This window comes from Lysobacter sp. Root690 (genome assembly GCF_001427785.1).
Classification (GTDB): Bacteria; Pseudomonadota; Gammaproteobacteria; order Xanthomonadales; family Xanthomonadaceae; genus Lysobacter.
The window spans coordinates 123,711-143,539 of record NZ_LMHM01000018.1; the positions used below are offsets into that span (position 1 = coordinate 123,711).

The 19,829-nt window shown below is 66.1% G+C and carries 20 protein-coding genes; 7 read left to right on the forward strand and 13 right to left on the reverse strand.

What is annotated here, in order from left to right:
• Nucleotides 1-156 precede the first annotated feature (156 nt).
• The 4 genes from ASD86_RS23720 to grxD form a co-directional block, all read right to left on the reverse strand.
• Entirely contained in the window at nucleotides 157-3,339 is a 3,183-nt protein-coding gene (locus ASD86_RS23720) for a TonB-dependent receptor (protein WP_056116748.1), read from the reverse strand.
• 440 nt (nucleotides 3,340-3,779) lie between these two features.
• Complete coding sequence (locus tag ASD86_RS23725) at nucleotides 3,780-4,373, reverse strand: MarC family protein (RefSeq protein WP_036101900.1); 594 nt, start codon at nucleotides 4,371-4,373, stop codon at nucleotides 3,780-3,782.
• A 28-nt stretch (nucleotides 4,374-4,401) separates the two neighbouring features.
• On the reverse strand, nucleotides 4,402-5,160 hold the full coding sequence (locus tag ASD86_RS23730; RefSeq protein ID WP_056116749.1) for an SDR family NAD(P)-dependent oxidoreductase: 759 nt from the start codon (nucleotides 5,158-5,160) through the stop codon (nucleotides 4,402-4,404).
• The gene (grxD, locus tag ASD86_RS23735) at nucleotides 5,157-5,477 is read right to left on the reverse strand and encodes a Grx4 family monothiol glutaredoxin (RefSeq protein WP_036101896.1); all 321 of its coding nucleotides are present in this window, start codon (nucleotides 5,475-5,477) and stop codon (nucleotides 5,157-5,159) included. The genes ASD86_RS23730 and grxD overlap by 4 nt, the downstream gene beginning before the upstream one ends.
• A gap of 209 nt (nucleotides 5,478-5,686) precedes the next feature.
• On the opposite strand from grxD, the gene ASD86_RS23740 reads away from it, so the two are divergent.
• Together ASD86_RS23740 and ASD86_RS23745 are read left to right on the forward strand one after the other, a co-directional pair.
• Complete coding sequence (locus ASD86_RS23740; RefSeq protein ID WP_036101893.1) at nucleotides 5,687-6,265, forward strand: Fe-Mn family superoxide dismutase; 579 nt, start codon at nucleotides 5,687-5,689, stop codon at nucleotides 6,263-6,265.
• A gap of 529 nt (nucleotides 6,266-6,794) precedes the next feature.
• Nucleotides 6,795-7,325 carry a hypothetical protein gene (locus tag ASD86_RS23745; protein ID WP_056116751.1) on the forward strand — a complete coding sequence of 177 codons (531 nt, stop codon included), beginning with the start codon at nucleotides 6,795-6,797 and terminating at the stop codon, nucleotides 7,323-7,325.
• A gap of 58 nt (nucleotides 7,326-7,383) precedes the next feature.
• Here the strand turns inward: ASD86_RS23745 and ASD86_RS23750 are convergent, their stop codons facing one another.
• The 3 genes from ASD86_RS23750 to purE are packed head-to-tail and all read right to left on the reverse strand — an operon-like array spanning nucleotide 7,384 to nucleotide 9,634.
• Complete coding sequence (locus tag ASD86_RS23750) at nucleotides 7,384-7,962, reverse strand: hypothetical protein (RefSeq protein WP_056116752.1); 579 nt, start codon at nucleotides 7,960-7,962, stop codon at nucleotides 7,384-7,386.
• The gene (locus ASD86_RS23755) at nucleotides 7,959-9,098 is read right to left on the reverse strand and encodes a 5-(carboxyamino)imidazole ribonucleotide synthase (protein ID WP_056116753.1); all 1,140 of its coding nucleotides are present in this window, start codon (nucleotides 9,096-9,098) and stop codon (nucleotides 7,959-7,961) included. The genes ASD86_RS23750 and ASD86_RS23755 overlap by 4 nt, the downstream gene beginning before the upstream one ends.
• Nucleotides 9,095-9,634 carry a 5-(carboxyamino)imidazole ribonucleotide mutase gene (gene purE / locus ASD86_RS23760; protein ID WP_056116755.1) on the reverse strand — a complete coding sequence of 180 codons (540 nt, stop codon included), beginning with the start codon at nucleotides 9,632-9,634 and terminating at the stop codon, nucleotides 9,095-9,097. The genes ASD86_RS23755 and purE overlap by 4 nt, the downstream gene beginning before the upstream one ends.
• 64 nt (nucleotides 9,635-9,698) lie before the next feature.
• Here purE and ASD86_RS23765 point away from each other — a divergent pair, with 64 nt between their 5' ends.
• Genes ASD86_RS23765 through ASD86_RS23775 form a run of 3 tightly spaced genes read left to right on the forward strand, consistent with a single transcriptional unit; the run spans nucleotide 9,699 to nucleotide 11,208 of the window.
• Nucleotides 9,699-9,968 (forward strand): Trm112 family protein, encoded by a 270-nt coding sequence (locus tag ASD86_RS23765; RefSeq protein WP_036101886.1) that lies wholly within the window; start codon nucleotides 9,699-9,701, stop codon nucleotides 9,966-9,968.
• Nucleotides 9,965-10,843, forward strand: coding sequence for a carboxylating nicotinate-nucleotide diphosphorylase (gene nadC / locus ASD86_RS23770; RefSeq protein ID WP_056116757.1), 879 nt, complete (start codon nucleotides 9,965-9,967; stop codon nucleotides 10,841-10,843). The genes ASD86_RS23765 and nadC overlap by 4 nt, the downstream gene beginning before the upstream one ends.
• A gap of 41 nt (nucleotides 10,844-10,884) precedes the next feature.
• A complete protein-coding gene (locus ASD86_RS23775; protein WP_036101881.1) occupies nucleotides 10,885-11,208 on the forward strand; it encodes a DUF3301 domain-containing protein in 324 nt (107 codons plus the stop codon).
• A gap of 266 nt (nucleotides 11,209-11,474) precedes the next feature.
• Here ASD86_RS23775 and ASD86_RS23780 read toward each other — a convergent pair whose 3' ends face one another.
• The 6 genes from ASD86_RS23780 to ASD86_RS23805 form a co-directional block, all read right to left on the reverse strand.
• The gene (locus ASD86_RS23780) at nucleotides 11,475-11,972 is read right to left on the reverse strand and encodes a ClpXP protease specificity-enhancing factor (RefSeq protein WP_056116759.1); all 498 of its coding nucleotides are present in this window, start codon (nucleotides 11,970-11,972) and stop codon (nucleotides 11,475-11,477) included.
• A 335-nt stretch (nucleotides 11,973-12,307) separates the two neighbouring features.
• Entirely contained in the window at nucleotides 12,308-12,943 is a 636-nt protein-coding gene (locus ASD86_RS23785) for a glutathione S-transferase N-terminal domain-containing protein (protein WP_056117366.1), read from the reverse strand.
• Between the two features lie 174 nt (nucleotides 12,944-13,117).
• The gene (locus ASD86_RS23790; RefSeq protein WP_228464974.1) at nucleotides 13,118-13,777 is read right to left on the reverse strand and encodes a cytochrome c1; all 660 of its coding nucleotides are present in this window, start codon (nucleotides 13,775-13,777) and stop codon (nucleotides 13,118-13,120) included.
• Nucleotides 13,778-13,937: 160 nt separating this feature from the next.
• A complete protein-coding gene (locus ASD86_RS23795; RefSeq protein WP_056116761.1) occupies nucleotides 13,938-15,197 on the reverse strand; it encodes a cytochrome bc complex cytochrome b subunit in 1,260 nt (419 codons plus the stop codon).
• A gap of 3 nt (nucleotides 15,198-15,200) precedes the next feature.
• On the reverse strand, nucleotides 15,201-15,821 hold the full coding sequence (gene petA / locus ASD86_RS23800; protein ID WP_056116763.1) for a ubiquinol-cytochrome c reductase iron-sulfur subunit: 621 nt from the start codon (nucleotides 15,819-15,821) through the stop codon (nucleotides 15,201-15,203).
• A 416-nt stretch (nucleotides 15,822-16,237) separates the two neighbouring features.
• Nucleotides 16,238-17,257, reverse strand: a complete 1,020-nt coding sequence (locus tag ASD86_RS23805) for a lytic transglycosylase domain-containing protein (protein ID WP_056116765.1) — start codon at nucleotides 17,255-17,257, stop codon at nucleotides 16,238-16,240.
• Between the two features lie 169 nt (nucleotides 17,258-17,426).
• On the opposite strand from ASD86_RS23805, the gene miaB reads away from it, so the two are divergent.
• Nucleotides 17,427-18,854 (forward strand): tRNA (N6-isopentenyl adenosine(37)-C2)-methylthiotransferase MiaB, encoded by a 1,428-nt coding sequence (gene miaB, locus ASD86_RS23810; RefSeq protein ID WP_056116768.1) that lies wholly within the window; start codon nucleotides 17,427-17,429, stop codon nucleotides 18,852-18,854.
• A gap of 23 nt (nucleotides 18,855-18,877) precedes the next feature.
• The gene (locus ASD86_RS23815; protein WP_056116770.1) at nucleotides 18,878-19,420 is read left to right on the forward strand and encodes a GNAT family N-acetyltransferase; all 543 of its coding nucleotides are present in this window, start codon (nucleotides 18,878-18,880) and stop codon (nucleotides 19,418-19,420) included.
• Nucleotides 19,421-19,829: the final 409 nt, after the last annotated feature.

The following is a 19,829-nucleotide window of genomic DNA, read 5'->3' on the forward strand; positions in this document are numbered from 1 at the left end:
GCAGTTTGCCGTCCGACTGCGGCGGCCGTGGCGCCCACCGGACCGGTCCGCGGCCGTGCCGCCCCACCCTGTCCGGCCGCGAAACCCACGGCCCCATAAAAAGAAAAACGGCCGGGGAAGCCCCGGCCGTTTCTCGTTTTCAACGATAGCGCAAAATCAGAAGCGGTAGTGGAAGCTCAGCTGAGCCGCCCAGCGCGAAATACCCTTTTCGTCGTAGATCTGCTCGGCATCCGGGGTGTTGAAGCGATAGATGTACTTGCCGGTGCCCGGATCGATACCGCCGTATTCCACCACGCCGCGCATGCCCGGGAACGGGGTTTCTTCGATCTGTCCCCAGTCCTTGTTGATCATGTTGCCGATGTTGAGGATGTCCAGCGACAGCTCAGCCTTGTGACCTTCCATGAAGCCCGGCAGTTCCTGCGAGATATGCACGTCGAACTGGTTGACCCACTTACCGCGCACGGCGTTGCGCTGGGCGACTTGGCCGGCATGGCTCTGCAGGTAGGCGTTGCCGTTGAAGTAAGCCCAGAACGCCGCTTCTTCGGCGGCGCTGCCGAACTTGACGTCGCCCGGGCCCTTCGGGATGTACAGCAGGTCGTTCAGGCGGCCGTCGCCATTGGCGTCGTTGTCGAACGCGTAGCTGTACGGACGGCCCGAGCGGCCTTCGTAGAACAACGACACGCTGGTGTTGTTGTCACCGAAGAAGGCGTGCTTCCAGTTCACCGCGGCGGTGAAACGGTCGCGGATCTCATAGCTGGAGCGCGCGCTGACTTCTTCGTTGGCCTGGAACACGCCGACGTTGCCGAGGTTCGAGCTCGAGGTCGAGCTGGTCAGCGGGCTGACTTCGGTGGCGTGGGTGTAGGTGTAGGCCACATTCCACGACCAGTCGCTGTTGTTGAACGGCTTGCTCAACGACAGGGTCATCTGCTCGCTGCCGCCCTTGCTGGTGCTACGCGCGATGATGGCGTCGTTGTAGCGGCCGTCGCGACGGAAGCGCGCGTCGTTGGTACCGCTCAGCGTGCCCTGCTGATTCCACGCGGAACCGCGCTGGCCGTTGGGACCCCAGTAAATGGAGCGACCATCCTGACCGACCTTCTGCACCGCGCCGAGGTTGAGCTGCTGGTAGTAAATCGCGTCGTTGACCTGGGTGACCACGCCCTCGACCGCGGCGACCATGCCGTACCACGGCAACTCGGTATCGAACGCGAGGTTGGCCTTCCACACCGACGGAAGCTGCAGGTCCTTCTCGATGAAATCGATCGACTGGGTCGCGCCGGTACCCGGGGTGAACTGGGCGAGCTGGTTGTCCGGATTCGGGCTGAAACGGGTGATGCCGCTGTTGAACACGTAGTCGGTGTAGGACGTGCCATTGTTCGAGTACGGGTTAGCCAGCCACACCGTCGGGCTGCTGCCGCGGAACAGGCCCACGCCGCCGCGCAGCTGAGTCGGACGCTCGCTGTCGAAGGTGTAGTTGAAGCCGAAGCGCGGCGCCAGCAGGTCGGTGCCGTCGATGGTGTTGTCGTTGCGGACGCCGAACGCGTTGGACGCGGTCGGGTTATAAACCGGGTCCTCATCGACGATGGCGCGGTCGTAGCGCAGACCGAAGGTCAGGCTCAACTTGTCGTTGACCGCCCAGGTGTCCTGCAGGAACACGCCCACGTTCTTCTGGGTGAAGCCCGCCGCCATGTTGTCCAGGTCGCCGCCGGCCGGATAGAACAGCTGGTAGCGGCTGGAACGGCCGGCGCGGTAATCGGCGATCGAGTTGAAGGTGTAGACACCGTTGATACGACGGCCGAACAGGTTGTAGACCTCGTTGGACTCGTAATCGGCACCGAACTTGACGGTGTGATCGCCCAGGAACAGGTTGCCGGCGAAGAAGCCGTTCCAGGTCTTGGTCTCGAGGATGTTGGCCTGGGTGTTCTCTTCGGTACCGAAGTTCAGGGTGTTGTTGCCCACGCGCACGCCGATCGCCGGCAGGTCGAACTGCGGGTTACGGACGGCCGAGTAATCGCGGTACGAGACCTTGGCTTCGGTGGAGAAGTTGTCGGTCCAGTCGCTGAACAGCTGACCGGTGTAGGTCTTGAACTCGAAGTCCTGGACGTAGTGGTACGAGCTCAGCGCCAGCGAACTGGTGCCGAAGCCCTGCAGGAACGCGGTGCTCTGCTTGCTTTGCGCGTAGCGGAAGTTGGCGCGGTGCTGGTCGTTGATGTTCCAGTCCAGCTTGATGCCGTATTCCTCGCTCTTGGTGTCGAGCGACGGCAGCGCCAGCGTGCCCGGATCGAAGCCCCAAACGTTCTTGGAGATGTCGATGATCTGGTTGATGTCGTTCTGGCTGATGTTGACGATGTTGTTGGCGCCAGAGCCCGGAGGACCGAAGCTGGAGTTGCCGGTGAACACTTCCTTGCCGGTGTACTTCTCGTAGTTCACGAAGAAGAACAGCTTGTCCTTGACCAGCGGGCCGCCGAAGGTGGCGCCGTAGGTGCTCTCGCTGTCGAACAGCTGCGGACGCACGTCGGCGGAGTTCTTGCCCGACCAGTCGTTGTCGCGGTACACGCCGTACAGCGAACCGTGGAAATCGTTGGTGCCCGACTTGGTGACCGCGTTGATCACGCCGCCGGTGCCGCCGGAGATGGTGACGTCGTAGTTGGCGACGTCGATCGAGACTTCGTCGATCACGTCCATCGAGAACGGCTGCTTCGGGGTCGGCAGGCCGTTGCCGCCCAGGCCGAAGGAGTCGTTGGTGCTGATGCCGTCGACGCGGATCACGTTGTAACGCGGGTTCTGACCGCCGACCGAAATCTCGTTGCGGGCCTTGTCGGTCTGTACCACGCGCGGATCGAGGCGGACGAAGTCCTGCAGGTTGCGATTGATGGTCGGCATCGACTCCAACTGCTCGCGGGTCACGATCGAGCCGGCGCCCATCTTGTTGGACGAGAACACTTCCGAGCCGACCGACGCGACCGCCTGCACCGCGCCCAGGGTGGTGACCTGGTTGTTGAGCGAAACGTCGACTTCATTGACCTTGTCCAGGTTCAGGTACACGCCGTCCTGACTCGCGGTGCCGGCGCCTTCCTTATTGATCACGACGGTGTACGGACCACCGACGCGCAGACCGCGCGCGTTGTAGCGGCCGTCGGCACCGGTGCTGGCGCGGCTGACCGTGCCCGACTCGGTGTGGGTGATCGTCACTTCGGCGTTCGCGACCGGCTGGCCATCTGCGCCGACGACGCGGCCGGCGATACCGGCGGAGGTGGACTGCGCGAAGACAGGAGCGGTGGCGAGTACGGCGAGCAGACCAAGCGTGAGCTTGGACATGCGGACGCGGTTCGGATGGGTCATTACGGTGGCCTCAGGACGTGAAATGCGTGGCGGATTATCGGCAGGCGCAGCTTTGCGCCGCAGCCTTGCACGAGATTTGGATTTGGCTAGCCCCTACCCGCGCGACCAGTGGCCCGCCGGGTTAACAGCAGTTTAACAGGCTAGGGACGCTGTGTGACAGAGACGTGACCGGCATCAAGCCTTGTCACACGGTGATGGCGGCCACAACTGAACCGGCACGCACGGCAAAGTTGTATAAGCGGGCGCCCTTGGGGTGCCTGGTTGCGTGCTGGGGCGTATGGGGCGCCCGCTCGGGATTGGGGATTCGGGATTAGGGATTAGGGATTCGGTGGGAAGCCCGGAGCATCGTTCTGGCACGTGAAAGGCCCACCTCACGGCGGGCCTTTCAGTTGTTGCTACTGCTCTTACCTAATCCCGAATCCCCAATCCCGAATCCCGGCTCAAGGCGGCCCCGGCAAAAACGCCGCGAACCCGTCGAGGATCATCTGCACCGAAATCGCCACCAGCAGCATGCCCATCAGGCGCTCGATCGCGATCAGGGCGCGGCGGCCGAGCAACTTGTACAACAAGGTCGCCGAGAACAGGATCGCCGCGGTCGCGCCCCAGGCGATCATCAGCGCCAGGCTCCAGTCGCCCAGACGCGCGGGGTCGTTGCTGCCCATCAGCATCACCGCGGCCATGCCCGAGGGGCCGGCGACCAGCGGGATCGCCATCGGCACGATGAAGGGCTCGCCGTCGGGGATCTCGCCCATCAGGCCTTCCGGCGGCGGGAAGATCATGCGGATGCCGATCAGGAACAGCACGATGCCGCCGGCGATCGAGACCGATTCCTGACGCAGGTGCATGAGCTCCAGGGCGTACTTGCCGCCCCACAGGAACAGCATCAGCACGCCCAGCGCTATCAATAGTTCGCGCGCGAGCACGATCCGCTGGCGCTTGGGTGGCAGCCCGCGCAGCAGGCTCAGGAACACCGGAATGTTCCCGAGCGGGTCGAGAATGATGAACAGCAGCAGCGCCGCCGAAGCGATGGTCATGGCGGCGCAGCCGTTGTCAGCGTTGCAGTCACGGAACCGGCGACCAGACCTGGCCGCGATGCACCGCGCCGTCGGCCGACAACAGGCTCACGCAAGCCTGCGCGTACGCGGACGGATCGCGCGCGGCGCGGTCGCTGTCTTCCACATAGGCGCGTGCGCGCAGCGGGGTGCGCATCGGGCCCGGCCGCAGTCCGGCCACGCGGATGCTGGAATTGAGCAGTTCGGCATGCAGCATGCCGACCAGCGCCGCGAGCGCATGCTGAGCGGCGCCATAGCCGCCCCAATAGGCCTGGCCGACCCGTTGCGGATCATCCAGCGCGAACACCAGCGCCGCATCGGGCGCCTTGGCCAGCAGCGGCAGACAGGCCTGCGACAGCCACCACGGCGCGGTCAGATTGACGTGGACGGCGCGCGCGAACGCGGCCGGGTCGGTCTGCGCCAGCGGGGTCAGGCCGGGGAAATCGGCGGCGCAGTGCAGCACGCCGTCGAGCCGGCCCAGCTCGCTGTCGATGCGCGCGACCATTTCGGCGTAGTCATCGGGCTGCGCGCCTTCCAGGTCCAGCGGGTACAGCAACGGCTCCGGGCCGCGCTTGGCCACCGCGTCGTAGACCTTGTTCAACTTGGGCAGCTTGCGTCCGAGCAGCACCACCGTCGCCCCCGCGTCCGCGCAGGCACCGGCCGCGGCCGAGCCCAGCCCGCCGTTGGCGCCGGTGACGAGCACCACCCGCCCGGCCAGGGCTTGCGGCGCGTGGGCATCGCCCGTGGCGTTGGCGGCGGTCGAACTCACTGCGTCTGGGTCTCGCTGATCATGCGCGCCAGTTCGCCGGACTCGAACAGTTCGAGGGTGATGTCGCACCCGCCGATCAGCTCGCCGTGGATGAACAACTGCGGGAAGGTCGGCCAATTCGAATAACGCGGCAGATTGGCCCGCACTTCGGCGTCTTCGAGCACGTTGACGGTATGCAGCTTGGTCGCGCCGGCGGACTTGAGCGCCTGCACCGCGCGGCTGGAGAAGCCGCACATCGGGAACTGCGCGGTGCCCTTCATGAAAAGGACGATCGGATGGGCTTCGACTTCGGCCTGGATCCGTTCCATAACGGACATGGGTACTGCTCCTGACGAGGTTTGTTGCCGACCTTGACGGTTAGGCAACGAAACGTGGGGATAGAATATGAATTGTAAGCCTTCATGGCGTCGCCGACGCGTCGGCCCCGGAACTCCATCGTCCCGGCGGCGGAACAGCGGCCGCGGCGCCCCTCCGCTAGCCAGCCCCCTCTCGAATCCCAGCCCCACTCGAATCTAGGAGCCCGCCAATGGCCATCGAATTGCCTGCCCTGCCCTACGACCGCACTGCGCTCGAACCCACCATCTCCGGCGAGACCATCGACTACCACTACGGCAAGCACCACAAGGCCTACGTCGACAATCTCAACAAGATGATCGAAGGCACCGAGTTCGCCTCGCTGTCGCTGGAAGAGATCATCAAGAAGTCCCAGGGCGGCATGTTCAACAACGCCGCGCAGATCTGGAACCACACTTTCTATTGGAACTGCCTGTCGCCCAAGGGCGGCGGCGAGCCGACCGGCAAGCTGGCCGAGCTGATCAACAAGGCCTTCGGCGACTTCGCCAAGTTCAAGGAAGAGTTCACCAAGACCGCCGTCGGCACCTTCGGCTCGGGCTGGGGCTGGCTGGTGCAGCGCCCGGACGGCTCGCTGGCCCTGGTCAGCACCCCGAACGCGGCCACCCCGCTGACCGGCGAAGACACCGCGCTGCTGACCTGCGACGTGTGGGAACACGCCTACTACATCGACTACCGCAACGCGCGTCCGAAGTACGTCGAGGCGTTCTGGAATCTGGTCAACTGGGACTTCGTGGCTGCGAACCTGAAGTAAGCCAACGGCGTCATCGCGATACCCAAACGGCCGGGGAAACCCGGCCGTTTTTGTTTTTGGCTTCCCGATTCGGGTCGCATGGCCTACCTGTAGGAGCGGCGCGAGCCGCGACCGCGAACCCTCGATAACGACGACTGCCTCCTGCCTGCGCCGCAACCGGCACCCCGCGGTCGCTGCGAACCTGGAGTAAGCGAGCGGTTTCATCCCGATACCGACACACTGGGCAGCCCGGCCGTTTTGTTTTGGCGTCCAGATGCGGGGCTGCAGCGCCTACCTGTAAAAGCGGCGCAGGCCGCGACCGCGAACTTCCGATAACGACGCCCGCCACCGCCCGCGACGCAACCGGCAACCCCGCGGTCGCGGCTTGCGCCGCTCCTACAGGGGGCGATCGAAGGGGCGTTAACACTCGGGTCGCATCCATCGAAGATGCGTGCGCGATCCGGCCGCAGGGCGGCGCAGGAACGCACTTGCGGCCTTGGCCGGGCGCGATCAAGCTCGCCGTCGCGCTCCCGCAGATCCAACCTCGCTCATGGCCTCGGCATTCGCTTCCACCGCTCCTTACTGGGTCCCGGCGCTGTCGGCGCTGATGGTTTACCGCCGCATCCGCCGCACGTTCGGCGTGCAGCCGTGGCGGCCGGTGCGCAGCGGCATCCGGCTCGGGATTCTGATCTTGGTCGCGTGCATGCTGATCGTCCTGGCGGTGGTGCAATCGCAACTCGCGCTGGCGATGGGCATCGGCGCGTTGATCGGTGTCGGCGTCGGCTTGCTCGCGCTCAAACACACCCATGTCGCCGTGCGCGACGGCCGCCGCGTCTACACGCCCAATCCCTGGATCGGCGGCGCGCTGACGGTGCTGCTGGTCGGTCGATTGGCCTGGCGCTGGACCCACGAGGGGCTGGCGGCGACGCAAGCCGCGCCGAGTCCGCTCACCCTCGGCCTGGCCGCGGTGCTGATCGTGTATTCGTTGGTGTATCTGATCGGTTTGATGGTGCAGATGCGCAAGCTCGCCTCAGCGCAGGCTTCCGAACCGCAAGCGGCGGCGGATCAGACCCGCCTTTGAGGCTCGGCCACGCAAGCGTAGCGACCCGCCGCTCCCGCCCCGCGTGTAGGCCGGACGCTCACGAGTCCACCCGTGCGCAGGCCGGGCCGGAATCGGCACGGCGCCAGCGAAATGGGATCCGCAACACGCCGATGCGGTAGCGGCATTGCATGGTCTGACCGATGCGGGCGCGTTCGTAATCCGCCGGCGCCAGCGCGATCGATAGCTCACCGCGTCCGCCGGTATCGCGAATCGTCACGACCGATGCGCGCGAACGAACGCCGGCGATGTATTTATCGATCACCGGCCCGCGATAAACCGCCCAGTCGTGATCGGCGAACGAATTGATCAGCAACAGATACGGCGCCGATGCCAGCATCAACATCGGCCACATGACGACGGCCAGCAGCGGTCCTCTCCAACCTGGCCGGCCCGAGCGCAACCATGGCCAGTAGCGGGCGGTGAACGCCGCCACGACAAGCAGCCACGGCGCCCATAGCCAAGCGAAAGCCTCGTGATAACCGGCGTTCATCGGCGTGTCGTACACGAACAACACGCCGAGGCCGCCGATCAGCAGCGTCGCGAACAACGCCGTCCCGTATTTCGCCAGCCACCACGGCCTGCGCGGCGGGCGATGAAACCAACCCGCGGCCGTCATCCCAGCCGTGCGATGACCGGCGCGACCTGTTCCTGGCGGTCGAGCGAATCGCCGACACGTCGCAACGCGTCGGCGAGTTCCCGCGTCGAATCCGCGCGCAAGGTCGCATGCCCCACCTTGCGCCCTTCGCGCGAGGACTTGCCGTAATCGTGCCAATGCCCGCCGGCCTCGCTCAGCACCGCGCTCGCATCGGGCATGGCGCCGATCCAGTTGAGCATGCAGGCGTGGCCGAGCACGCGGGTGTCGCCCAGCGGCAGGCCGAGCACGGCGCGCAGGTGGTTCTGGAACTGCGAGGTCTCGCTGCCTTCGATCGTCCAATGGCCGGAGTTGTGCACGCGCGGCGCGAGTTCGTTGGCCAGCAGCACGCCGTCGCGGCAGAACAGTTCCAGCGCGACCACGCCGACGTAGTCCAGCGCTTCGGCGAGTTTGCGCGCGTAGCCGATCGCGGTCGCGCTGAGCGCGTCGTCGACCCTCGCCGGCGCCAGGCTTGCCGACAGCACACCGTCGACATGCCAGTTCTCGGTGATCGGCCAGGCGCGGAATTCGCCGTCGCGGCCGCGCACGGCGACCACCGACAGCTCGCGTTCGAACGCGACGAAACCTTCGAGTATCAAACCGACCTTGTCGGCCTGCGGACCCAGCGCGGCCCAGGCCGCGTCGGCGTCGGCCGGGGTCTTGATCCGGAACTGGCCCTTGCCGTCGTAACCCAGGCGGCGGGTCTTGAGGATGCACGGCGTACCGATCTTGAGCAGCGCGGCGTCGAGCGATTCGCGCGTGCCGATCGCGGCGAAATCCGGCACCGGGATGCCGAGATCGAGAAACAAGGTTTTTTCGGCCAGACGATCCTGCGCCACAGCCAGCGCGCGCGGACTGGGGAACACCGGCCGGCGTTCGGCCAGCCAGTGCGCGGACTCGGCCGGCACGTTTTCGAAATCGAAGGTCGCCACGTCGATGTTCGAGGCGAACTGATCGAGCGCGGCCTGATCGGTGTAATCGCCGACCACCATCGGCGCGAATTGCCCGGCGCAGGCGTCTTCGGCGCTGTCGAGCACCAGGAAACGCAGGCCCAGCGGCGCGCCGGAAAGCGCGAGCATGCGGGCCAGCTGCCCGCCTCCGAGAATGCCGACGGTGGTCATTGGCGCGGGTCGTCGTGGGCGAGCACGTCGTCGGTCTGCCGCGCGCGGAACGCGCTCAGCGCCGCGCCGATCGCGGGGTGTTCCGAGGCCAGCAACGCCGCGGCGAACAGCGCCGCGTTGGCCGCGCCGGCGTTGCCGATGGCGAAGGTCGCGACCGGGATGCCGGCCGGCATCTGCACGATCGACAGCAGCGAATCCATGCCATTGAGCGCCTTGGACTGCACCGGCACGCCGAGCACCGGCACCGCGGTCTTCGCCGCGAGCATGCCCGGCAGATGCGCCGCGCCGCCGGCGCCGGCGATGATCGCGCGCAGCCCGCGCGCGGCCGCCGTGTCGGCGTATTCGAACAACACGTCCGGCGTGCGATGCGCCGAGACCACCCGCACTTCGTGCGGCACGCCCAGCGCCTCGAGCTTGGCCGCGGCGTGCTGCATGGTCTCCCAGTCCGAGCGCGAGCCCATGACGATGCCGACCAGCGGCGGCGGTGCATTCGACGGGGAGCCGGACGAAGAAGCGGAAGACTGGGCTGGGGACATGGGGCGTGCCTTGGCGCAAAGACGTATTCTAACGCCCTGTCCCGTCGTACCGGCACCGCACCGTATGGATCGCAAACTGCTCGACCTGCTCGTCTGCCCCACCACCCGCCAACCGCTGTTCCCGCTGGAAAGCCGCGGTCTGCAGGCGCTCAATGCCGCGATCGCGGCCGGCGGCCTGGTCCGCGGCGGCGGCGAGGCCCAATCCGAGGCGCTGCGCGAAGCGCTGATCACCCGCGACCGCAAGATCGTCTACATCGTCGACGACGGCATTCCGCTGCTGGATTCGGAAAACGCCATCGCCACCGCGCAAGTCAGCGACTTCCCGAGCGCATGAGCGCGCCCGTCCGCGACCTGACCCCGCCGCCCTCGGCCGAAATCGAGGCCGACGTGGCCGACGCGCTGGCCGAAGACCTCGGCGGCGGCGACGTCACCGCCGACCTGCTGCCGGATTCGGCCGACATCGCCTACCTGCTGTGCAAGGAAGACGCTGTGGTGTGCGGACGGCCGTGGTTCGACGCCTGCCATCGCGCGCTCGATCCGAACGTCCGGATCGACTGGCGGGTCGAGGAAGGCGACCGGGTCGCCAAGGGCACGGTGCTGGCGACCTTGCAGGGGCGCTCGCGCGCCTTGGTCAGCGCCGAACGCGCCTCGCTGAATTTCCTGCAGACCCTGTCGGGCACCGCCACGACCACCGCGGCCCATGTCGCGGCGGTCGAAGGTACCGGCACCCGCATCCTCGACACCCGCAAGACCCTGCCCGGCCTGCGCCTGGCGCAGAAGTACGCGGTCCGGGTCGGCGGCGGGGTCAACCATCGCATCGGTTTGTATGACGCGGTGATGCTCAAGGAAAACCACGTCCGCGCGGCCGGGTCGCTGACCGCGGCGATCCGCGGCGCACGGGCGAAGCATCCGCAGCTGCCGCTGATCGTCGAGGTCGAATCGCTGGAGCAGTTGCGCGAAGCGTTGAGCGAGGGCTGCGATCGCATCCTGATCGACGATTTCGATGCGCCGACCCGGCGCGACGCGGTGCGGATCGCGCGCGCCGCGCCGTTCGACGGGCGCATTCCGCTGGAAGTCTCTGGCGGTGTGGATCTGGCCGGGCTGCGCGCCATCGCCGAGGACGGGGTCGACTGCATTTCGATCGGCGGCCTGACCAAACATGTGCGGGCGATCGATCTTTCGTTGAAACTCGGTCCGCCGCCGGGCTGAAGCCCCTTGGCTTTGCCCCTCGCCGCCGCCAGACATTCGCCATGCCCAGCCTGATCTTCCTGATGATATTCGGCGCCGCCGCGTTCTCGTTCTGGAGCGCGGGCCGCGCCGCCGCCGAACGCGCCGAAGCGGTCGGCCGCGACGCCTGCCGCGCGGCCGGGGTGCAATGGCTCGATCAGAGCGTGCATGCGATCGGGCTGAAGGTGATCCGGCGCGAGAGCGGTTGGCTTGGGTTCGAGCGCACGTTCCGCTTCGATTATTCGATCGACGGCGAAGACCGGCATGTCGGCCGGCTGGTGCTGCGCGGGGAGCGGCTGATCGCGTTCAGCGGGCCGATTGCGCGCGAGCCGTCGCAGTTGCACTAAGCGCTTCGCGCCGCGCCCTCATCCGCCCTTCGGGCACCTTCTCCCGCAAGCGGGAGAAGGAAGAGTCAGAAACGACTCACTTGTACATCGGCCTTTCTCTCCCTCTCCCGCTTGCGGGAGAGGGCCGGGGTGAGGGTACTCGGCACCGATCATGCGAAATAGATCAGTTCGCACTGCCACTCCCGCTTCGCCAACGCCGGACGGGAGCGCCTTCTCAGTTCCGCGCTTCCTTCACCAGCCGCAAGGCGAATAAGGAACCGCGAAACTTACTTGACGATCCGCAAATGCCCGCCGCGACGCGGCGACGGTGAAGGCGGCTGCGGGCCGTCGTCGTCGCCCTCGGGCGCCGGATCGTTCGGCACCGCGCTCAATACCGGCGGCGAACCCGACTCGGTTTCGTCCTGCCCTTCGTCCAAGGCCGACTCTTCCATGCTGCTGTCTTCCGGCAAGGCCATGCCCTGCCCGGTTTCGCGCGCGTAGATCGCCAGTACCGCGCCGACCGGCACCGAGACCGCATGGCTGACGCCGCCGAAGCGGGCGCTGAAGCGGATCAGGTCGTTGCCCATTTCCAGGTGCGAGACCGCGCGCGCGGCGACGTTGAGGACGATCTTGCCGTCCTTGACGGCGTGCGCCGGCACCTGCACCGCCGGGCGCGTGGCATCGACCAGCAGGTGCGGGGTCATGCCGTTGTCGGCGATCCATTCGTACAGTGCCCGCAACAGATAGGGGCGGTGGCTGGTCATCGGCGTGCTGCTTTCGGTCATATACGCATTTTAAGCTAAAGCACCGGCCGGCAGGCGGCCAGGAGCGCATTCACGCGGCGCCGCGGTCGGCGACGAACGCCCATTGGCGCCGGATTGCGAGCCGACTGCATTAGTGGCGAGTCCGGCGACAACCAAGCGATGCCTGCCCTGCCCGCGCAACTGATGCTTCATCTATCCGGCGAGGATTTCAGACGGATTGATATTCGGAACAACGACGCGTCGGCGCAATCGGAACTAAAGACATCGAGCCCGAAGCCTCACCCACGATATCTCCGCCGCCGCGAACCCGCTTCTCGCTTTCCCAATCCCGAATCCCGAATCCCCAATCCCGGCCTTTAGCCCGGCAACTCGCGCAGCTTGCGCTCCTGCTCGGTCAGGCTGCGGGTGAAACCGGGGTTGCGGAAGATCCGGTTGCCGTAGTCCTCGATCGCCTTGCCGTCCTTCGGCAGCGGCACGTCCAACGACGGCAGGCGCCAGATAATCGGCGCCATGGCGCAGTCGGCCAGGCTCATTTCCGGGTTCAGGAAGAACTTGCTGGCCTTGAACAGCGGCACTGACGCGGTCAGCAGTTCCTTCAGCCGCTTGCGCGCGGCCTCGGCCTGGGCCTTGTTGCCCATCTGGATGGCCTGCACCTGCGGCACCCAGTCGTGCTCAAGCCGCAGCATCGCCAGGCGCAGACGCGCGCGCGACAGCGGATCGACCGGCATCAGCGGCGGATGCGGATAGCGCTCGTCCAGGTATTCGCACACCACGCTGGCCGCGTACAGCACCAGATCGCGCTCGACCAGGGTCGGCACCGAGTGATAGGGATTGAGGTCGACCAGGTCTTCGGGCGGATTCTGCGGGTCGACCGGGATCAGGTCGTATGTGACGCCCTTGGCCGCCAGTACCAGCCGGACGCGATGACACAGCACGCAATCGGTGGACGAAAACAGAGTCAGTGCATTACGCATACGGGGGCTCGCCGCCATCATCGACCTCTCCAACGACCGGAATCCGCCAGTCGCAAGACGCCCCCCACCCGCTGTGGAAGGTCATCACGGCCTCGAGCCTGCATTGGACTTTGCCAAGGTTGTCGACTCGGTGGAGCCGACACCCTAGCGGAAAACCCACGCTTGTGGCGTGGGTTTTCCAGTCGAACGACGTCAGTGCTCCACGTCGCGCCAGTACTCGGTCTTCAACAGATACGCGATGAAGGTGAACAACGCCAGGAACAGGATCACCCAAACGCCGAGACTCTGGCGCTTCAGGGCGGCCGGTTCGCCGGCGTACTCGAGGAATGTGGTGATGTCGCGCGTGGCCGTCTTGAAGCCTTCGGCGTCGAGCTTGCCGGGCTGGGTCACCTTGAGCGCATGGACCGGGCGTTCGCCCGTGGCCTTGTCGAGCTCGCCGTATTCCGCGTGCTGCAGGCCCTGCAGTTCCCACAGCGGGTTGGGCATCGAGGCGTTCGGGAACAGCTTGTTGTTCCAGCCCAGCGGACGGGTCTCGTCGAGATAGAACTCGTTGAGGTAGGTGTAGATCCAGTCGCTGCCGCGCACGCGCGCGATCACGCTCAGGTCCGGCGGCATCTTGCCGAACCACTGGCTGGCGTGCTCGGCGGTCATGTTGACCTGAACCTGCTCGCCGAACTTGGCGCCGGTGAAGTTGAGGTTGTTCATCACCTCTTCTTCGGTCAGCCCCAGGTCTTCGGCCATGCGCGAATAGCGCAGGTACTTGAGCGAATGGCAGCCCGAGCAGTAGTTCATGTACAGCTGCGCGCCGCGCTGCAGCGAGGCGCGGTTGCTCAGATCGGTCTCCGACTGCATCAGGTTGCCGCCGCCGGAAGCGAAGGCGGTGGCCGACACGAGCAGTCCGGCGACGAAGGTGGCGAGCTTCTTCACGATGCGATTCTTCTGCAGAGGCTGGCTGTTTGGAAAGTCGGCGGCGACCGCCGCGGACTCTTGCAGACGGACCTGGGTACTGGAGTTAGTCATGCATCGTCACCCGTTCCGGCACCGGCTTGGTCTTGTCGAGCTTGGTCCACAGCGGCATGGTGATGAAGAAAGCGAAGTACAGGAAGGTCAGCACGCGGCCGATGATGGTCTCGACCGGGTCGGTACCCGGGCCGGCGCCGATCTTGCCCAGCCAGATGAAGCACACCGCCAGCAGCATCAGCATGAACTTGCTGATCCAGCCGCGGTAACGCACCGACTTGACCTTGCAGCGGTCCAGCCACGGCACCAGGAACAGGATCGCGATCGCCGCGAACATGACCAGCACGCCCGACAGCTTGTGCGGGATCACCCGCAACATCGCGTAGTACGGGGTGTAGTACCACACCGGCTTGATGTGCTCCGGCGTCACCAGGCGGTTGGCCTCGGTGAAGTTGTCGTGCTCCAGGAACCAGCCGCCCATCGCCGGGGCGAAGAAGATGATGAACGCGGCGATGATCAGGAAGAAGCCGACGCCGACCAGGTCCTTGACCGTGTAGTACGGGTGGAACGGAATGCCGTCGAGCGGCTTGTTCGCGTCCCAGCGGTTGCCCTTCGGGCCCTTCTTGATGTCGACGCCGTCGGGGTTGTTGGAACCCACTTCGTGCAGCGCGCCCAGGTGCAGCACCACCAGCAGCAACAGCACCAGCGGCAGCGCGATCACGTGCAGGGCGAAGAAGCGGTTCAGGGTGGCGTCGCCGGGCAGGTAGTCGCCCATGATCCACTCGGTCAGGCCGTTGCCGATCACCGGGATCGCGCCGAACAGCGAGATGATGACCTTGGCGCCCCAGAACGACATCTGGCCCCACGGCAGCACGTAGCCCATGAAGGCTTCGGCCATCAGCACCAGATAGATCAGCATGCCGAGGATCCACACCAGCTCGCGCGGCTTCTGGTACGAGCCGTACAGCAAGCCGCGGAACATGTGCAGGTAGACGACGATGAAGAACAGCGATGCGCCGGTGGAGTGCATGTAGCGGATCAGCCAGCCCCACTCCACGTCGCGCATGATGTATTCGACCGACGAGAACGCATCGGCCGCGGACGGCTTGAAGTGCATCGTCAGGAAGATACCGGTGACGATCTGGTTGACCAGCACCAGCAGCGCCAGCGAACCGAAGTAGTACCATAGGTTGAAGTTCTTCGGCGCGTAGTACTCGGTCATGTGCTTGCGATAGACCGGCATCATGCCGGGCGCGCGAGCGGTGACCCAATCGAAGACGTTGTTGGCGGTTCGGGTAAGGATGTTGGACATGACTTACGCCGCTCCCTTCGGATCAACGCCGATGATGATGGTGTTGTCGTCTGCGTAGTAGTGCGGAGGCACCAGCAGGTTGATCGGCGCGGGCACGCCCTGGAACACCCGGCCGGCCATGTCGAAACGCGACTTGTGGCAGGGGCAGAAGTAGCCGCCCTTCCACTCGGGGTCGAAGGCTTCGGGCCGGATCTCGGCCTTCATTTCCGGCGAACAGCCCAGGTGGGTGCACAGGCCGACCAGCACCGAGATGTTCGGCTTGATCGAGCGCAGCTCCGGATTGGCGGCGCGGACGTAGGCCGGCTGCTGATCCAGGTTCTCGGACTTCGGATCGCGCAGATGCCCGTCCAGGGTCGGCAGCGCCTTGAGGATCGCCTCGGAGCGCTTGACGATCCAGATCGGCTGACCGCGCCATTCCAGGACCAGGCGCTGGCCTTCGGCCAGAGCGCTGATGTCCGCGGTCACCGGCGCGCCGGCGAGCTTGGCGCGCGCGCTGGGGTTCCAGGACTTGATGAAGGGTACCGCCGCAAAACCGGCCCCGACCGCACCGACCACTGCCGTGGTCGCCGTCAGGAACCGACGTCGGCCCGTGTTAATAGGATCGTGGACCCCTTGGTTGGCCATCCGGCACTCCGCGAAAGCTGCAATTCGAAGTTACGCCGCACCGACCGGGCACCATGGGGAACTACTTAACCACTGGCGAAAGGCTGGCGGCACAAAAGACGGGGAAGTGTAGCGGAACCGTTAAGGGCGCGACAATCGGCGGTATTGCAAAACCACGACGCGGTGGCTCGCGGCGGCGGCGATATCCGCCGTCGGGGCCGCAAAAGGCGGCGTATTCGCGCTTAATCGGTCGGCGGCGGGGAACAGCGGCGGGCGAAAGGCGCGGCGCCCTGAAGGGGTTGCATGGGCATCGCGCCGTCGCGCGGTGCGCGATCGGCCGCGGCGCGGGATTTCGGCGTCGACGGCGGCCTTGCACGCGATCGCGAACCCCGGCCGGCGAAACCCGACGGCTCGGGCCGGCCCATCCGAAACCGTATTCAGCGCGCGACCACCGCCGAGCGATAGCGCTGCGCCAGCACCGCCACGCGTTGCACGTAGCGCTGAGTCTCCGCGTACGGCGGCACCCCGCGGTATTTGTCGACCGCGCCCTCGCCGGCGTTGTAGCCGGCCGCGGCCAGGGTCAGGTCGCCGTTGAAGCGCTTGAGCAGCCAAGCCAGGTACTGCACCCCACCCTGGATGTTCTGGCTGGCGTCGAAGGCATTGCCGACCCCGAACCGGCGCGCGGTCGCAGGCATCAGCTGCATCAGGCCCTGCGCGCCGACCCGCGACATCGCATTGGGGTTGTAGGCCGATTCGGCGTGGATGATCGCGCGCACGATCGCTTCCTCGACCCCGTGCTGGCGCGCGGCCGCGGCGATCTCGGCCGAAAACGCCGCCGTGTTCAGGCGCAACGTGCCGAAGTTGACTCCGGGCTGGCTGGCGCAGGCGAAGCAGGTCTCGATGAAGCTGTAGCGGATGGTCCGCACCGCGCTGGCGTTGGCCAGCCCCTGCGGCCGCTTGCTGGTGTAGTGGCGCACGCCGTCCTTGATAAAGGAATAGACCTGGCCCTGGACCAGCCGGGTCGGCGCTTGCTGCGGCTTGGGAATCTGCACCGGCGCGGCGATCGGCGCGATCGCCGCCGCATTGGCGCCGGCATCCCCAGCCGTCGGAGCCGCGGCGCCAGGCCGCAGCCCGGCCGCGGCCATGGTCGCGGCGGCACCGTTGAACGTGGCCGGCGGGTTGTTGTGCGCCGACACCGGCACCCCGCCCGTCCCCGCGCCGGCGGTGACCGCGCCCATCGCCGGCGCCGGCGGCGCGTACGACACCGGGGTCGGGTTGCGCGGCCGGCTGGCGGCATTGCTGTAGGAACTGGCGACCGTGCAGGTCGCGCCCTTGACCTTCTTGCTGACGTAGCTGCGCTCGCCGGCCGCGGTCTCGCAACGCCAAATGGTGCCCGCCCCCGCCGGCGCGAACGCCAACAGGCAGACCAGTCCCAACAGCAGCGAGCTCCCCCTCATTCGGCGGAGTGTCCCCTGCCCGGCCGAGCCTGCCAAGCCCTTGATTCGAAAACGTGACCGGCGGCGCGTCCTGGACCCACCCGCACCGGCTAGCGGCTACACTGACGCCCCGCTGCACCCAGCCACTCCGGCGCGGATTAACCGCCGCCCTTCCCGGACCCGGACCGCCATGACCGACCTGCATCCCCTGCCCACGGCGCCCGCCGCGGGCGCCGCCCGCCCTTCCGTGCCGGGCGCGAAAAAGCTCTTCATCGAGACCCACGGCTGCCAGATGAACGAGTACGACTCGGCCAAGATGGCCGACGTGCTCGCCGCCAGCGACGGCCTGGAGCTCACCACCGACGCCAGCGAAGCCGACGTCATCCTGATCAACACCTGCTCGATCCGCGAGAAGGCCCAGGAAAAGGTATTCAGCCAGCTCGGCCGCTGGAAGCAGCACAAGCAGGGCGATCGCCAAGTCATCATCGGCGTCGGCGGCTGCGTCGCCTCCCAGGAAGGCGCCGCGATCGTCAAGCGCGCGCCTTACGTCGACCTGGTGTTCGGCCCGCAGACCCTGCACCGCCTGCCCGAGCTGATCCGCGCCAAGCGCGACACCGGCCTGCCGCAGGTCGACATCAGCTTTCCCGAGATCGAAAAGTTCGACCGCATGCCCGAGCCGCGCGCCGAAGGCCCGAGCGCGTTCGTCTCGATCATGGAAGGCTGCAGCAAGTACTGCTCGTTCTGCGTGGTGCCCTACACCCGCGGCGAAGAAGTCAGCCGTCCGTTCGAGGACGTGCTGGTCGAAGTCGCGCAACTGGCCGCGCAAGGCGTGCGTGAGGTCAATCTGCTCGGTCAGAACGTCAATGCCTATCGCGGGCCGATGGCCAGCGAAGACGGCGCCGCCGCGGGCGAAGTCGCCGATCTGGGCTTGCTGATCCGCACCATCGCCGAAATCGACGGCATCGACCGCATCCGTTTCACCACCTCGCATCCGCTGGAATTCAGCGACTCGCTGGTCGAGGCCTACCGCGACGTGCCGCAACTGGCGAACTACCTGCATCTGCCGGTCCAGGCCGGCAGCGACCGCATCCTCTCGGCGATGAAGCGCGGCTACACCGCGCTGGAGTTCAAGCAGAAGATCCGCAAGCTGCGCGCGGTGCGTCCGGACATCTCGATCTCCTCGGATTTCATCGTCGGTTTCCCCGGCGAGACCGACGCGGATTTCGAAAAGACCATGAAGCTGATCGAGGACGTCGGGTTCGACCAGTCGTTCTCCTTCATCTACTCGCGCCGCCCCGGCACCCCGGCCGCGGACCTCGAAGACAGCGTGACCGACGCCGAAAAGCACGCGCGCCTGTCGCGTTTGCAGGCGACGATCAACGCCAATTCGTTGCGCATCTCGCAGAGCATGGTCGGCAGCGTCCAGCGCGTGCTGGTCGAAGGCCCGTCGCGCAAGGACCCGAACGAACTCACCGGCAAGACCGAGAACATGCGCTCGGTGAATTTCCCGGCCCCGCCGCGCCTGATCGGCCAGTTCGTCGACGTGCTGATAACGCAGGCGCTGTCGAATTCGCTGCGCGGACGGATTCAGTTGAGCGACGATCAAGCCGAGGCTTGAGTCGCGGGCGTCGGATCGAAGGCATGAAGCACGACTTGGGCATTCGCGATGCGGGCATTCGTGATGTAACCGTTCGCGATGTCGTCATTCGCGAGATCGGCGCGGATGAATTCACGCGGATCTGGCCGATCTTCGGCGAAGTGCTGACGCGCGGCGAGAGCTACAACTACCCTCCCGATCTGTCGATGCAGCGCGCGCAGGCGATGTGGACCTCGCCGCCGTATCGCAGCTTCATCGCCGAATCCGGCGCGGGCGAAGTCCTGGGCTGCTACAAACTCGGCCCCAACCAACTCGGCCGCGGGGACCACGTCGCCAACGCCAGCTACATGGTCGCCGAACGCGCCTGGGGCCGCGGCATCGGCGGCGCGCTATGCGAACACTCGTTGGCCCAGGCCCGCGACGCCGGCTTCCTGGCGATGCAGTTCAACTACGTGGTCAGCAGCAACAGCGCCGCGGTGCATCTGTGGCAAAAGCATGGCTTCGCGATCGTCGGGCGGGTGCCGGGCGCGTTCCGGCATGACACGCTGGGGTTGGTCGATGTGCTGGTGATGCATCGGATGCTTTGAGGGGCGGGTGTGATTGCGATCGCAGCCAAGGCATCGCTGATGGCGATAACCACGCGATCCGATATCGAAATCCGCGTCCAGTCGACGAGCGCAGCGAAACTCCCCTACCGTCATTCCCGCGAAGGCGGGAATCCAGTGGCTTTAGCTCGCACACCCAGCTGCTGAGTCGGCTCATCAAGCGAGCATCCGCAAACCTTCGCGCAAGTACGCTCAAAGTCGCTGGANNNNGTTCGCGGGAATGACGACTTGGAGTGACACCTGACTCCGTAATCGACGACCCTCACGCCGCTTATCGTCATTCCCGCGAACGCGGGAGCCCAGTGACTTCAGCTCGCACACCCAGCTACTGAGTCGGCTCATCAAGCGAGCATCCGCAAACCTTCGCGCAAGTACGCTCAAAGTCGCTGGA